This window comes from Klebsiella sp. GG_Kp146 (assembly GCF_040061975.1).
In the GTDB taxonomy this organism is placed as follows: domain Bacteria; phylum Pseudomonadota; class Gammaproteobacteria; order Enterobacterales; family Enterobacteriaceae; genus Klebsiella; species Klebsiella quasipneumoniae.
On sequence record NZ_JBEAHA010000013.1, the window covers coordinates 263,611 to 278,514 of the forward strand.

Consider the following 14,904-nt stretch of genomic DNA (forward strand, 5'->3'; position numbering starts at 1 on the left):
AGAATAATGGCTATCGAAATCAAAGTACCGGACATCGGGGCTGATGAAGTTGAAATCACCGAGATCCTGGTCAAAGTTGGCGACAAAGTAGAAGCTGAACAGTCGCTGATCACCGTAGAAGGCGATAAAGCCTCTATGGAAGTCCCGTCTCCGCAGGCTGGCGTCGTAAAAGAGATTAAAGTCTCCGTCGGCGACAAAACCGAGACTGGCAAACTGATTATGATTTTCGATTCCGCCGAGGGTGCAGCAGCCGCTGCACCTGCGCAGGAAGAGAAGAAAGAAGCCGCTCCGGCCGCTGCTGCGCCAGCCGCCGCCGCGGCAGCGAAAGAAGTGCACGTCCCGGATATCGGCGGCGATGAAGTTGAAGTCACCGAGATCATGGTTAAAGTGGGCGACACCATCGCCGCTGAGCAATCCCTGATCACCGTAGAAGGCGATAAGGCCTCTATGGAAGTGCCAGCGCCGTTCGCGGGTACCGTGAAAGAGATCAAAATCAACACCGGCGATAAAGTATCCACCGGCTCCCTGATCATGATCTTCGAAGTCGCGGGCGCTGCGCCTGCGGCCGCTCCGGCACAGGCTGCCGCTCCGGCTGCCGCGGCACCGGCTGCTGCTGCCGGCGCGAAAGACGTTAACGTCCCGGACATCGGCGGCGACGAAGTTGAAGTCACCGAAGTGATGGTGAAAGTCGGCGATAAAGTGGCTGCTGAGCAGTCCCTGATCACCGTCGAAGGCGACAAAGCGTCTATGGAAGTGCCGGCGCCGTTCGCGGGCACCGTCAAAGAGATCAAAATCAGCACCGGCGATAAAGTCAAAACCGGCTCCCTGATCATGGTCTTCGAAGTGGAAGGCGCTGCGCCTGCCGCCGCTCCGGCTCAGGCTGCTGCACCGGCACCGGCTGCTGCACCGGCTCAGGCTGCTAAGCCTGCCGCGGCGCCGGCTGCGAAAGCAGAAGGCAAAACCGAATTCGCTGAAAACGATGCTTACGTTCACGCGACTCCGCTGATTCGCCGCCTGGCGCGCGAGTTCGGCGTTAACCTGGCGAAAGTGAAAGGCACCGGCCGTAAAGGTCGTATCCTGCGCGAAGACGTTCAGGCCTACGTGAAAGAAGCCGTTAAACGCGCTGAATCCGCACCGGCGGCTGCCGCTGGCGGCGGTATCCCGGGCATGCTGCCATGGCCGAAGGTTGACTTCAGCAAGTTCGGCGAAATCGAAGAAGTGGAGCTGGGCCGTATCCAGAAAATCTCTGGTGCTAACCTGAGCCGTAACTGGGTCATGATCCCGCACGTTACCCACTTCGATAAAACCGATATCACCGATCTGGAAGCGTTCCGTAAGCAGCAGAACGCCGAAGCTGAGAAGCGTAAACTGGACGTGAAATTCACCCCGGTTGTCTTCATCATGAAAGCTGTGGCCGCTGCGCTTGAGCAGATGCCGCGCTTCAACAGCTCGCTCTCCGAAGATGGTCAGCGCCTGACGCTGAAGAAATACATCAACATCGGTGTGGCGGTTGATACCCCGAACGGTCTGGTGGTTCCGGTCTTTAAAGACGTGAACAAGAAGAGCATCACCGAGCTGTCTCGCGAACTGACCACCATCTCGAAGAAAGCGCGCGATGGCAAACTGACGGCGGGCGAAATGCAGGGCGGTTGCTTCACCATCTCCAGCATCGGCGGCCTGGGTACGACCCACTTCGCGCCGATTGTTAACGCGCCGGAAGTGGCCATCCTCGGCGTGTCTAAGTCCGCGATGGAGCCGGTATGGAATGGTAAAGAGTTCGTGCCGCGTCTGATGCTGCCGATCTCTCTGTCCTTCGACCACCGCGTGATCGACGGTGCTGATGGTGCCCGCTTCATTACCATCATCAACAACACCCTGAGCGACATTCGCCGCCTGGTGATGTAATCGAAAAAGCCGGCCTGACGGCCGGCTTTTTTCTGATAACCTCAGGCTGTTTGGGATTATCAGCAACAAAGGACAAAATCGTTTGCCGTTTGTTGTTTAAAAATTGTTAACAATTTTGTAAAATACACGCGGATAGAACGTCCCGGTGGACTTGGGCGTAAGAATAATAGCGTCAGACCCGCCGGATATAAATTACAGAGGTCATGATGAGTACTGAAATCAAAACTCAGGTCGTGGTACTTGGGGCAGGTCCTGCAGGCTACTCTGCAGCTTTCCGTTGCGCTGATTTAGGTCTGGAAACCGTCATCGTAGAACGTTACAGCACCCTCGGTGGGGTGTGCCTGAACGTGGGTTGTATCCCTTCTAAAGCGCTGCTGCACGTGGCAAAAGTTATCGAAGAAGCGAAAGCGCTGGCCGAACACGGCATCGTTTTCGGCGAACCGAAAACTGACATTGACAAGATCCGCACCTGGAAAGAAAAAGTCATCACTCAGCTGACCGGTGGTCTGGCTGGCATGGCCAAAGGGCGTAAAGTGAAGGTGGTTAACGGTCTGGGTAAATTCACCGGCGCTAACACCCTGGAAGTGGAAGGCGAAAACGGCAAAACCGTGATCAACTTCGACAACGCCATCATCGCGGCGGGTTCCCGTCCGATTCAACTGCCATTTATCCCGCATGAAGATCCGCGCGTATGGGACTCCACCGACGCCCTGGAGCTGAAATCCGTACCGAAACGCATGCTGGTCATGGGCGGCGGTATCATCGGTCTGGAAATGGGTACCGTATACCATGCGCTGGGTTCAGAGATTGACGTGGTTGAAATGTTCGACCAGGTTATCCCGGCGGCCGATAAAGACGTGGTGAAAGTCTTCACTAAACGCATCAGCAAGAAATTCAACCTGATGCTGGAAACCAAAGTGACTGCCGTTGAAGCGAAAGAAGACGGTATTTACGTTTCCATGGAAGGCAAAAAAGCGCCAGCGGAAGCACAGCGTTACGACGCCGTACTGGTGGCTATCGGTCGCGTACCGAACGGCAAAAACCTCGACGCAGGCAAAGCGGGCGTGGAAGTGGACGATCGTGGCTTCATCCGCGTTGACAAACAAATGCGCACCAACGTGCCGCACATCTTTGCTATCGGCGATATCGTCGGTCAGCCGATGCTGGCGCACAAAGGCGTCCACGAAGGTCACGTTGCCGCTGAAGTTATCTCCGGCCTGAAACACTACTTCGATCCGAAAGTGATCCCGTCCATCGCCTACACCGAGCCAGAAGTGGCATGGGTCGGCCTGACTGAGAAAGAAGCGAAAGAGAAAGGCATCAGCTACGAAACCGCCACCTTCCCGTGGGCGGCTTCCGGCCGTGCTATCGCTTCCGACTGCGCAGACGGTATGACCAAACTGATCTTCGACAAAGAGACCCACCGTGTTATCGGCGGCGCGATTGTCGGCACCAACGGCGGCGAGCTGCTGGGTGAGATCGGCCTGGCTATCGAGATGGGCTGTGACGCTGAAGACATCGCGCTGACTATCCACGCTCACCCGACTCTGCACGAGTCTGTTGGCCTGGCGGCAGAAGTCTTCGAAGGCAGCATCACCGACCTGCCGAACGCCAAAGCGAAGAAAAAGTAACTTTTTCTTTCAGGCAAAAAGCATAAGCGGCTCCCGGAGCCGCTTTTTTTATGCCTGATGTTTAGAACTATGTCGCTATTCATAAACCGCTACACCTCATACATACTTTGTAAATAGTCACTCAGTAAACTTATAGGTAGTTAACGATATCGATGAGGTGTGTGATGAAACGCTTTTTAACCAGTGCGCTGGTCGCAGCAACGTGCTTATCCGGTGTAGCCTGCGCGGCTGACGCCACGATTCCATGGGCGGATAACAGCGGCGGCACGGAAACGACCCATATCGCGGCGATGGGCCAGGATCTGAATGCCCAGCATCAGCAGGTGACGAAGACCAGTGAAGGGGTATGGGCGGCGAATTCCGGCAGCATCAGCGCTGACGAAGCGGCATTGTCCAGTACGAAACCAGCCTTTGCCGGCGATCCGTCTCTGATGCCCCACCAGGGCTAAGTGAATGAAAACGCCCGGTTGCGTATACGTAACCGGGCGTTTTTTTATGGCTTGACCACCTGCCAGCCGGCGTCAGCATCGGGGGCAAAGCGCGTTATCGCCTGGGCCTTTGCCGCACTCTCTTCACCGAGATTGGCCTGATAAACCGTATCGTGCTGATCGATCATAAAGCTCATCACGCCGGTTTCCCCCCACGCCACCGGCCATGCCAGCAAGGCGACGCTCTGCTCATCTCTACCGGTGATAATGCGGAAGCGGTAGCCATGGTAGCCGCTGCCGGGTACCGTCGGGCTAAAGGCGGGCCCAAGCGGACTTGGCGCTTCGCCCGGCGAGGTGGGCCAGTACAGACCATCTTTTTTGCCTTCGCTACTGATGATTTTCTGCGCCCAGCGGTGGTTCAGTTGATAGTAATCCTGCTGGGCGTCAACGTAGGCGTGCATGGCGGCTATTGCCGACAGTTCATTACGGCCGATAGCGCGGGTGAGGATCTCCTCTTCGCCAGCGGCCATATCAAAGCGCCAGCCCTGGGATGATTTGACGATGGGGACGGGCAGGCGCCATGCTTCGCTACCAACGTCGAGCCAGGCGTTATCACCCTGCTGCACAATCACATGTTTCACCTGCCAGTCGCGCTGGAAGCGGTCGACGGCAGTGGGGTCGATCCCGTCGGGGGGTAAAAAATGCTGCCAGTTATCGCCAAGCACCTCGCTCAGCGCCGCGTCATTTTGCTGGCCGATCGCCTCGGCCAGCGCGCTCGCGGCCTGCTCGGGGGTGGCATATTGTTGCTGGGCGAAGGCGGCAAGCGGTGACAGCATTAACGTGAACAGGGCAATAGGTAATGGGTTTCTCATTCTGCTCATCCTCAGCGGCGGCGTAGTTCATGGTGTTCAGAAAGACGCTCTCTGGCGCCGTCGCGCTGCTCGCGGTTTACGCTGGAAAACTGACGACTCTGTCGTCCCCGTTCCTGCTGCGCTTGCCAGGAGGGGGCGCGGCTTTCGTTGCCGCTAAGGGCGCTGGCGCGCAGATGATTGACCGTCTGCTGACGCTGGGCGGGCGTGGCGGAATGGAGCTGCTGCCGGCGCTGTTGCTGCTGCGGTGTAGCATTCTGCTCGTGGTTCTTAATGGTTTCCCTACGCTGCTGTTGCTGCGGCGTCGGGTTTTTCAACTGTGCTTTCGCCGCGTCTCGACGCTGCTGGGTTGATGTCGGCGCGCTGTCGTAACCGCGGTAGTTGCTGCGCTGGGTGGCTTGTTTCAACTGCGCCGAGGCCGCCTGACGCTGGGCATCGCGCGAGGGTGTGTTTGCCGCCAGGTTGCCTGCCGTGGCGGTCGACGCGCTGCGCTGCTGAAGCTGGGTCATTGCCGCCTGGCGCTGCGCCTCACGATCGACCGGCGCATGCTGGGTCGCGCTCAGTCCGCCGGATACGTTGGTCTGATGAAAGCGCTGGGCGACGGTATTATCGGGGTATGGCACGTGACCGCGATAGGCGGGATTGTGCTGCCAGTTTACGTGATCGCCCGGCAGGTTTTGTCCGGTAATGCGGTTAAAATTATTCACATTGATATTGATGTTATCGCCATTATGCGAGTAATCCCCGCGGTGGTAGTCGTCATCGTGATGGTGGTAGTCATCATCATCATCCCAGTCGATGCTGCTGAACAGCGCCCAGGTGGTCGCCACGCCCAGGCTGTAACCGAATCCTTTCACGAAGCTATCGGTAAACTGCTCCCCGGGAGGGGGCGGCAGATAGACCGGAGGATAGGCGCTATTCGGCCAGGTACCATAGACGGTGGAGGGGTTGTAGTTGGGAACATAGACCACCTGCGGGTCGGTCGGTTCTATTTTTATGACCTGGGTCGGCGCAGGCGCCGCCGCGGTAGTGCTTGACGTTGATACGGTGCTGCTTTTCGAAGTGGTGGCCGGCACAGGCGCCGCTGCGGCGACAATCACTTTTTGCTGCGGCGTGGATTTCAGCGTCCCTGTCTCCTGGGCGATGGCACGCAGGCGTTGCACCGAGTCCATCACATCATGCGGCTGGGCCAAAAACGCATTACCCAGATTTTCCACCCAGGGCGGATTCTCACCCATCATCGCCAGCAGGGCAGGGAAAGCGACAAGCGATTTGACGCTGGGATCCCATGGCTGGCTGGCAACTGCCTGAACGGCGGGATCCCCTTTCATGGTAGGGTTATCCTGGGACCACAGCACCGCCTGCATGACGTTGTCCGGGTAGGTGGAAGCCATCAGCACCTGCGACAGCAGTCTGTCCGGGTAGAGCGCGATGGGGGCTACCCACTGGTCAATCTGCGCCTGGGTGTAGGTGGCGGCCACTGGCTGCGCGGCGGCGGGTGCGGCTGGCGTTGGCGCTGGCGCAGGCTGCGCCGTCGGCTGAGTGACCGTCTCTGGAGTACGGCTTTGCACATAGAGTGTTCCCGCCGCCGCGAGTAAGCCAGCGCTACAGAGCAGGGCGATAATATGGGGTTTGAACGGCAGTGACATAGAAGCTCCTGACCCAAAAAGTAACCCATCTCGCTAAAGTATCGGCGAAAACGGCGCGTTTGCTGAGTATAAGTAAGCGGTATGGCTTTTTATTGATGATTGTTGGGATCGGTCCATGGCGTTGTACGCGGAAAGGAATTTTTGTCGCGGGATTTGAACAGAAAGCCTGCAATATCCTGCCCTTAACGATTCAGCTAAATTTTAATGTTGCTTTTTTGTAAACAGATTAACACCTTTCAAAAATCCTGCTATGCTGCCGACGCGGTATCGGGCATTTACCCTACAAACTGCTGTCTCACAGGAGCGTGAAGAAAATCGCCCAGCCACTAAATCCTTCAAGATGCGTCAAGGCGGCAAACTGCCAATACCGAAGCAGATTGATTGAAGAGGTGTAGGCCGCATTATGACAATGAGAAGCGAGGAGAACCGTCGTGCTAGAAGAATACCGTAAGCACGTAGCTGAGCGTGCCGCCATGGGGATTGTTGCCAAACCCTTAGATGCAACCCAAATGGCCGCGCTGGTAGAACTGCTGAAAAACCCGCCTGCGGGCGAAGAAGAATTCCTGTTAGACCTGCTGATTAACCGTGTACCGCCGGGCGTCGACGAAGCCGCCTATGTTAAAGCTGGATTCCTTGCCGCGATCGCCAAAGGCGAAACGACCTCCCCCCTGGTTACCCCTGAAAAAGCCGTTGAACTGCTGGGCACCATGCAGGGCGGTTATAATATCCACCCGCTGATCGATGCCCTGGACGACGCGAAACTGGCGCCGATTGCCGCGAAAGCGCTGTCCCATACTCTGCTGATGTTCGATAACTTCTACGACGTGGAAGAGAAAGCGAAAGCGGGTAACGAGCACGCTAAACAGGTTATGCAATCCTGGGCCGACGCTGAGTGGTTCCTGAACCGCCCGCAGCTGGCAGAGAAAATCACCGTTACCGTTTTCAAGGTCACTGGCGAAACGAACACCGATGACCTGTCTCCGGCGCCGGATGCCTGGTCGCGTCCGGATATCCCGCTGCACGCCCTGGCGATGCTGAAAAACGCCCGCGAAGGCATTGAACCGGATCAGCCGGGCGTGGTTGGCCCGATCAAACAGATCGAAGCCCTGCAGCAGAAAGGCTACCCGCTGGCCTACGTCGGCGATGTGGTCGGGACCGGCTCTTCACGTAAATCGGCCACCAACTCGGTGCTGTGGTTTATGGGCGACGATATCCCGAACGTGCCGAACAAGCGCGGCGGCGGCCTGTGCCTGGGCGGCAAAATCGCGCCAATCTTCTTCAACACCATGGAAGATGCGGGCGCGCTGCCTATCGAAGTGGATGTGTCAAACCTGAACATGGGCGACATCATCGACGTTTACCCGTTCAAAGGCGAAGTGCGTAATCACGAGACCAACGAACTGCTGGCCAGCTTCGAGCTGAAAACCGATGTGCTGATCGACGAAGTCCGTGCCGGCGGCCGTATCCCGCTGATCATCGGTCGCGGCCTGACCACCAAAGCACGTGAAGCGCTGGGCCTGCCGCACAGCGATGTCTTCCGTCAGGCTAAAGACGTGGCGGAAAGCACCCGCGGCTTCTCTCTGGCGCAGAAAATGGTTGGCCGCGCCTGCGGCGTTGCCGGTATCCGCCCGGGCGCCTACTGCGAGCCGAAAATGACCTCCGTCGGTTCTCAGGACACCACCGGTCCAATGACCCGTGATGAACTGAAAGACCTGGCGTGCCTGGGCTTCTCCGCTGACCTGGTGATGCAGTCCTTCTGCCACACTGCGGCCTATCCGAAGCCGGTTGACGTCACCACGCATCATACTCTGCCGGACTTCATTATGAACCGCGGCGGCGTCTCGCTGCGTCCGGGCGATGGCGTGATCCACTCCTGGCTGAACCGCATGCTGCTGCCGGATACCGTGGGCACCGGCGGCGACTCCCACACCCGTTTCCCCATCGGTATCTCCTTCCCGGCGGGCTCTGGTCTGGTGGCCTTCGCCGCCGCGACCGGCGTGATGCCGCTGGATATGCCGGAATCGGTGCTGGTGCGTTTCAAAGGTAAAATGCAGCCGGGCATTACGCTGCGCGACCTGGTCCACGCGATCCCGCTGTACGCCATCAAGCAGGGCCTGCTGACCGTTGAGAAGAAAGGTAAGAAAAACATCTTCTCTGGCCGCATCCTTGAGATTGAAGGTCTGCCGGATCTGAAAGTGGAGCAGGCGTTCGAGCTGACCGATGCCTCCGCTGAACGTTCTGCTGCAGGTTGCACCATCAAGCTGAACAAAGAGCCGATCGTTGAGTATCTGAACTCCAACATCGTCCTGCTGAAGTGGATGATCGCCGAAGGCTACGGCGACCGCCGTACCCTGGAGCGTCGTATCCAGGGCATGGAGAAATGGCTGGCGGATCCGCAGCTGCTGGAAGCCGATGCTGACGCGGAATACGCGGCAGTGATCGACATCGATCTGGCGGATATCAAAGAGCCGATTCTGTGCGCGCCGAACGATCCGGACGATGCCCGCCTGCTGTCTGACGTACAGGGCGAGAAAATCGACGAAGTGTTCATCGGCTCCTGCATGACCAACATCGGCCACTTCCGTGCCGCCGGTAAGCTGCTGGACAGCCACAAAGGCCAGTTGCCGACTCGCCTGTGGGTGGCGCCGCCAACCCGTATGGACGCCGCGCAGCTGACCGAAGAAGGTTACTACAGCGTATTTGGTAAGAGCGGGGCGCGTATCGAAATCCCTGGCTGTTCCCTGTGTATGGGTAACCAGGCGCGCGTCGCCGACGGTGCGACGGTGGTTTCCACCTCTACCCGTAACTTCCCGAACCGTTTAGGTACCGGCGCTAACGTCTATCTGGCCTCTGCCGAGCTGGCAGCGGTGGCTTCTCTGCTCGGTAAACTGCCGACGCCGGAAGAGTACCAGACCTTCGTGGCGCAGGTGGATAAGACAGCGGAAGATACCTATCGCTATCTGAACTTCAACCAGCTGGATCAGTACACTGAAAAAGCTGACGGCGTGATCTTCCAGACCGCGGTGTAAAACTATCCGGTCAGCCCGGCTGACCGTTTGGCTACAAACTCCCCAATGCCCGGTGAACATTGCATCACCGGGCATTTTTATTTCCAAACCTCCTGCCTGTTACGCTTTTTTTCTTTCGGTCTGCTGCGATAATTACTCCATGGGTACAGTGCAGCGGTGACGCATTGCCCTTGCAGAGGAAAAGACGATGGACTACGAATTTCTGCGCGATATTACCGGAGTGGTAAAGGTGCGAATGTCGATGGATCACGAGGCGATTGGCCACTGGTTCAACGAGGAGGTGAAAGACAATCTTGCTCTGCTTGACGAAGTGGAGCAGGCTGCGCGCACCGTGAAAGGCAGTGAACGTTCCTGGCAGCGTGCCGGACATGAATATACGCTGTGGCTGGATGGCGAAGAGGTGATGATCCGCGCCAATCAGCTGGAATTTTCCGGCGACGAAATCGAGGAGGGGATGAGCTACTACGACGAAGAAAGCCTCTCTCTGTGCGGTGTTGAGGATTTCCTGCAGGTGGTTGCCGCCTATCGTGAGTTTATGCAGCAGCGTTGATGACTCGTTTTGCGCCGGGCTGCGGAAAACCGTAGCCCGGCTAAGCGTCGCGTGCGCAGGGCACATCTCCGGGTCGCGACGAGTACCTTTCCCCCGCTTCCAGCCGGCGCAGAACCCAGGCCCGGCAAGCAAAAGCGCCGCCGGGCATTTGAGGCATTACACGGCAGGAATATTGCGGCCGTAGTAAATCTCGCGCATCTCTTTCCACAGCAGGTCGGTAATGACCTTGCGCTCTTCAGCGGTCAACTCTTCCGGTCGGGTATGGAACATGTAGTGCTTAAGGTCGAACTCCTTAAGCAACATTTTGGTATGGAAGATATTTTCCTGATAAACGTTGACGTCGACCATGTCATACAGCGACTTCATATCGTCAGACATAAAGTTCTGAATTGAGTTGATTTCATGATCGATAAAATGCTTCATCCCATTGATGTCGCGGGTAAAGCCACGCACGCGGTAGTCAATGGTCACAATGTCCGATTCCAGCTGGTGAATCAGATAGTTCAGCGCTTTGAGCGGTGAAATAACCCCGCAGGTAGAGACTTCGATATCGGCGCGGAAGGTGCACAGGCCGCCTTCCGGGTGGCTCTCCGGATAGGTATGCACGCAGATATGGCTTTTATCGAGATGGGCGACCACGGTTTCAGGCAGCGGGCCGGGGTGTTCGGTCTGGTCGATAAGCCGCGGGTCGACGGGCTCTTCGCTTACCAGAATGGTCACGCTGGCGCCCTGGGGTTCATAATCCTGGCGGGCGATATTCAGGATATTAGCGCCAATAATAGAGCAGGTTTCGCTCAGGATCTCTGTCAGGCGATTGGCATTATAAAGTTCGTCGATATAGGCGATGTAGCCGTCGCGCTCTTCTGCCGTTTTGGCGTAACAGATATCGTAGATACAAAAACTCAGGCTTTTGGTCAGGTTGTTAAAGCCGTGCAGCTTCAATTTTTTCAATTTAGTTCACCCCCTTATTTCGCTTCACGGTGCGGACAGAGCATCATGCAGATACTGTGGTAAGGCGAAGGCCGCCGTATGGATTGCCGGATTGTAGTAACGGCAGGTCAGGTTGGCTTTGTGAAAGCGCGCCTGAATGATTTCGCTGGAAAGATGGCGCAGCGCCTCGTTGTCGCTCGCCCAGGCAAAGGTCATAATCCCGCCGTAATAGGTCGGAATCGCCGCCTGGTAGAAGCTGACGTCGCGAAAATAGTGGCTCAGTTTGCGATGGCTGCCGACCGCTTCATCCTGCTGGAGGAAGCAGACGCCGTTCTGCGCAACGAAAATCCCTCCCGGATTCAGGCAGCGTTTGCAGCCTTCATAAAAAGCCGAGGTGAAGAGGCTTTCCCCCGGGCCAATAGGGTCGGTACAGTCTGAAATGATCACATCAAACGTTTGCGTCGTCTGGTTAACAAAATTGACGCCGTCATCAATCACCAGCGTAAAGCGCGGATCGTCATAGGCGCCGGCGCTATGGTTGGGCAGGTACTGGCGGCAGAATGAGACCACCCCGGCGTCGATTTCCACCATGGTGATGCTTTCGATGCTGCGATGACGAGAGACTTCGCGCAGCATCGCGCCATCGCCGCCGCCGATGATCAGGACATGCTTGGCGTTGCCGTGAGCCAGTAGCGGCACGTGGGTCATCATTTCGTGATAGATAAACTCATCGCGTTCGGTGGTTTGCACGACGCCATCCAGCGCCATCACCCGTCCAAAGGCGCGGTTGTCAAAGATGATCAGATCCTGATGATCGGTTTTTTCGTGGTACAGCACGTTATCAACGCTAAAGTACTGACCAAAATGGTCATGCAGCGTTTCATGCCACAGTGGATTATCGGCCACGGTGAGGCTCCTCCTTCGTTAACATCTGTTACACCCGTAAAACGAGTGCAACATCATAGACAACTATAGATGAGGATGCACGGCGGTTATTGCAGCAATGCGGCAGGAATAACCGCACCGCCCGGAGAGGGCGGTGGGGAGACAGGGCTATTTTGCCGGCGCGGGTTGGCTATCCACTATCCGCACGGAATAGACCATGGTGGCGCCTGGGGGGATCTTCGGTGGCAACCCTTTACTGCCATAGGCTTTGTCGGGCGGGACGACCAGCGTCACGGAGCCGTGGTTCTGCAGGCGCTTCAGCGGCCCGCGAAATACCGGGGGATAGGCATCCAGTTTCTGGGTAAGCGCCTGATCTTTCGTCTCCATATCATTGATCACCGTTCCGTCCGTCAGCATCTCTTTGATCACCACGGTCACCAGATCGTTGCCGCTAATTTTTCCTTTACCCGGGTAATCGATACGGCTGTAGACGCCCTCTTTGAAGACCACACCTTTTTTGCGCGCAAACGCCTGCTGGTATTTCTGACCGGCGCTGATGTTTTTCTGCTCGATTTTATTCAGGTTCTGGAAAACCTGCTGTGAAATGTCAAACAGCGCTTTATTACGCGCCTGTTCGCCGAGGCGAAGCTGGCCGCTGAAAGCATCTTCGATGCCCTGCAGCACCAGGCCAGCGTCGACGTTAACTCCCTGAGTGCGACGAGTCGTGAGGACGTTAAGCGCCTCTGTACCCATCGAGGCGCCGATGGCGTAAGCCTGCTGTTCACCTGGCGCGCTGAGTTTGGCGGCGGTTTTGCCGGTGGTATTTCTCGGCGTGACCGTCAGCTGCGTCCGCAGCAGCTGGATTTCATCCTCTTTCATCCGCAGCTGGGCGTTATCTTTGTCCGCCTGCAGGCGATAGGCCGCCACTATGGCCGCCATCTCGGGGGGCTCATCTTTTGCCGCCACGGCGGCATCGGCGCGGCTCGATGGCGCTTTCTCCGCCGCGGCGAGCCGGTTAGCCAGCGACTGCTTATCGGCGTTAAGGGTTTTGATCTGGTCGAGGGCGGTCTGCTTCTCTTTTTCCGCCGCCGCCAGCTGGTTGACCAGCGGCTGTTTGTCGGCGTTAAGTGCTTTGACCTGGTCGAGGGCGGCCTGTTTCTCTTTTTCGGCCGCCGTCAGCCGGTTGACCAGCGGCTGTTTATCAGCGTTAAGAGTTTTGACCTGGTCGAGAGCAGCCTGCTTCTCTTTTTCCGCCGCCGCCAGCCGGTTAGCCAGAGACTGCTTATCGGCGTTAAGGGTTTTGACCTGGTCGAGGGCGGTCTGCTTCTCTTTTTCCGTCGCCGCCAGCCGGTTGACCAACGGCTGTTTGTCGGCGTTAAGGGTTTTGACCTGGTCGAGGGTGGTCTGCTGCGCCTTCTCTGCCGCGGCGAGCCGGTTAGCCAGCGTCTGCTTATCTGTATTCAGAGCGGTGAGGCTGGCGCTGAGCCGTTTATTTTCAGCTGCGGCTTGCTGAAGCTGTAACGTTAATTGTTGGATCTGCTTCAGCGCGGCGGCCTGACTTTGCTGCAGAGTCGTATTCTGGACTGCGCCTTCTTTTTTAATTAACGCCTCATTTTTCGCGGTGGCGGCGGTTAAGGCGATCTGTAATTCTTTTATTTTGTTATTTAAGGCCGCATGCTCATTCGCGATGGAGGTTTCTGTGGCCGGAGTGTTAGCAAGCTGTTTTTTTAATTGCTGAATAGTTTTATTTTTTTGCTCAATCGTCGCCTGCTGGCTGACGATTCTTTTTTGCAATTGTGCGGTATTGGGCGTCTTTTTTTTATTATCCGCAGGTTGACGATCGCCTGACGTTTGCTTTGCGGTTGCAGCATCGCTTTTTTCATGCGCCTGGGTTTGCTGCTGGGCGTAGTCAAGAAACGCCGGCGCGGCGCCGGCGAAGAAAGGTGTTGAAAGCGCCAGCGCCGCGACGAACATCAGCAGGGGCGCGTTGAGGGTCAGCGTGGCGGCTCTGTTCATGGCTGCTTGCTTTCACCCCGCTGTACCAGGCTATCGATTAGCGTTTTCTGAATATCGGCGCACAATTTGATGGATTTAAACTGATACATGGAGTCAATGCCAAGCCGGGTGGGATCCGCCACTTTCTCGCGCACGCTGTTATATTGTGACGCCGCACGCACTAAGGCATTGAAGTCATTGCTGAGTTTGGTTGCCTGCTGTGGGTTAACCTCTTTTAGCGAGTCCAGCGCCTGTCGGCAGGATTCAATGCGCGCTTGTTCGCTGGCCGCTCGCTCCTGCTCTGCCTGCTGCTGCGACGTTAGCGGGGTGGTGAGCGGTTTTACCTGCTGGCGAGGGGCGGTATTGCTACAGCCGGCTAATAACATAGCGGCAAGTGGAATAATACGAAGAGTCAGCGAGATATTCACAATTTCAGTCCATGAAGTAGATATATTTTCAACGGATTCTAAAAGGCTGCTTTTTATTTTGCAATATATCATCTGGGATATTTTATTATTTTTATCTGGCAGGGCTGTTAGTACGGGTTTAATTTATTTATTGGCTTGATATATTGCGAGGTAGATAAAATTTATTTTGTATAAAATAATAATGGTAAATACTAAAGGCGGGTGAGTCGGGGAAAAGCGCGGCGCGTTGCCGCCCGCGCGGGAAATTATTTGACGTAAGCCAGCAGGCTAAGTGAATCGCGGGCCAGCGCTTTACATTTTTTCGCCGTCGGAAGGTTAATGCCGCTGAGATCGCGATAGCTGTCTTCGCCAAGGGCTTTCATGTTGTAGCTGTCGTAGTTGCTCAGATCCCATTGGTTCTGCTGAGCAAAGAACACCAGGGCGCGACGGATCTGCGTGTTGGGCAGGTTCTGGTAGCCACAGTCGTTTTTCAGAAACACAAAAACCGCGGTTAAATCAGCCATGTCTTCCGCTTCTGATTCGCTGAGCGCGTAGCTGTTGGCGGAGAGAGTAAGCAGGCTGCCGAGTACCATTGTTCTGAAAAGCGTCTTCATTTTTTCTACCGT

The 14,904-nt window shown here is 56.4% G+C and carries 12 protein-coding genes; 5 read left to right on the forward strand and 7 right to left on the reverse strand.

All coding sequences use genetic code 11. From position 1 onward, the window contains the following. Positions 1-6: 6 nt before the first annotated feature. The 3 genes from aceF (at position 7) to ABLU95_RS15720 (ending at position 3,985) form a co-directional block, all read left to right on the forward strand. The gene (gene aceF / locus ABLU95_RS15710) at positions 7-1,905 is read left to right on the forward strand and encodes a pyruvate dehydrogenase complex dihydrolipoyllysine-residue acetyltransferase (protein ID WP_023291997.1); all 1,899 of its coding nucleotides are present in this window, start codon (positions 7-9) and stop codon (positions 1,903-1,905) included. A 206-nt stretch (positions 1,906-2,111) separates the two neighbouring features. Continuing rightward, complete coding sequence (gene lpdA, locus ABLU95_RS15715) at positions 2,112-3,536, forward strand: dihydrolipoyl dehydrogenase (protein ID WP_002888731.1); 1,425 nt, start codon at positions 2,112-2,114, stop codon at positions 3,534-3,536. Positions 3,537-3,700: 164 nt separating this feature from the next. Continuing rightward, a complete protein-coding gene (locus tag ABLU95_RS15720; protein WP_044521032.1) occupies positions 3,701-3,985 on the forward strand; it encodes a hypothetical protein in 285 nt (94 codons plus the stop codon). A gap of 44 nt (positions 3,986-4,029) precedes the next feature. On the opposite strand, the gene ABLU95_RS15725 is transcribed toward ABLU95_RS15720, so the two are convergent. Both ABLU95_RS15725 and ABLU95_RS15730 read right to left on the reverse strand, forming a co-directional pair. Then, positions 4,030-4,836, reverse strand: a complete 807-nt coding sequence (locus ABLU95_RS15725) for a DUF2950 family protein (protein WP_044521033.1) — start codon at positions 4,834-4,836, stop codon at positions 4,030-4,032. Positions 4,837-4,847: 11 nt separating this feature from the next. Beyond that, on the reverse strand, positions 4,848-6,482 hold the full coding sequence (locus ABLU95_RS15730; RefSeq protein ID WP_348879919.1) for a DUF3300 domain-containing protein: 1,635 nt from the start codon (positions 6,480-6,482) through the stop codon (positions 4,848-4,850). 431 nt (positions 6,483-6,913) lie between these two features. On the opposite strand from ABLU95_RS15730, the gene acnB reads away from it, so the two are divergent. Together acnB and yacL are read left to right on the forward strand one after the other, a co-directional pair. Then, positions 6,914-9,511 carry a bifunctional aconitate hydratase 2/2-methylisocitrate dehydratase gene (acnB, locus tag ABLU95_RS15735; RefSeq protein ID WP_218810364.1) on the forward strand — a complete coding sequence of 866 codons (2,598 nt, stop codon included), beginning with the start codon at positions 6,914-6,916 and terminating at the stop codon, positions 9,509-9,511. A gap of 187 nt (positions 9,512-9,698) precedes the next feature. Further along, positions 9,699-10,061, forward strand: coding sequence for a protein YacL (gene yacL / locus ABLU95_RS15740; RefSeq protein WP_004204373.1), 363 nt, complete (start codon positions 9,699-9,701; stop codon positions 10,059-10,061). 156 nt (positions 10,062-10,217) lie between these two features. Here yacL and speD read toward each other — a convergent pair whose 3' ends face one another. From speD to ABLU95_RS15765, 5 genes are all read right to left on the reverse strand, one after another. Beyond that, positions 10,218-11,012: an adenosylmethionine decarboxylase gene (speD, locus tag ABLU95_RS15745; protein WP_004204375.1), complete on the reverse strand. Its 795-nt coding sequence runs from the start codon at positions 11,010-11,012 to the stop codon at positions 10,218-10,220. Between the two features lie 24 nt (positions 11,013-11,036). Further along, complete coding sequence (gene speE, locus ABLU95_RS15750; RefSeq protein WP_004204376.1) at positions 11,037-11,897, reverse strand: polyamine aminopropyltransferase; 861 nt, start codon at positions 11,895-11,897, stop codon at positions 11,037-11,039. A gap of 147 nt (positions 11,898-12,044) precedes the next feature. Then, positions 12,045-13,235 (reverse strand): FKBP-type peptidyl-prolyl cis-trans isomerase N-terminal domain-containing protein, encoded by a 1,191-nt coding sequence (locus tag ABLU95_RS15755; RefSeq protein WP_348879948.1) that lies wholly within the window; start codon positions 13,233-13,235, stop codon positions 12,045-12,047. A gap of 653 nt (positions 13,236-13,888) precedes the next feature. Next, positions 13,889-14,299, reverse strand: coding sequence for a hypothetical protein (locus tag ABLU95_RS15760; protein ID WP_023292003.1), 411 nt, complete (start codon positions 14,297-14,299; stop codon positions 13,889-13,891). A 245-nt stretch (positions 14,300-14,544) separates the two neighbouring features. Beyond that, complete coding sequence (locus ABLU95_RS15765) at positions 14,545-14,892, reverse strand: YacC family pilotin-like protein (RefSeq protein WP_004204381.1); 348 nt, start codon at positions 14,890-14,892, stop codon at positions 14,545-14,547. Between the last annotated feature and the right edge of the window lie 12 nt (positions 14,893-14,904).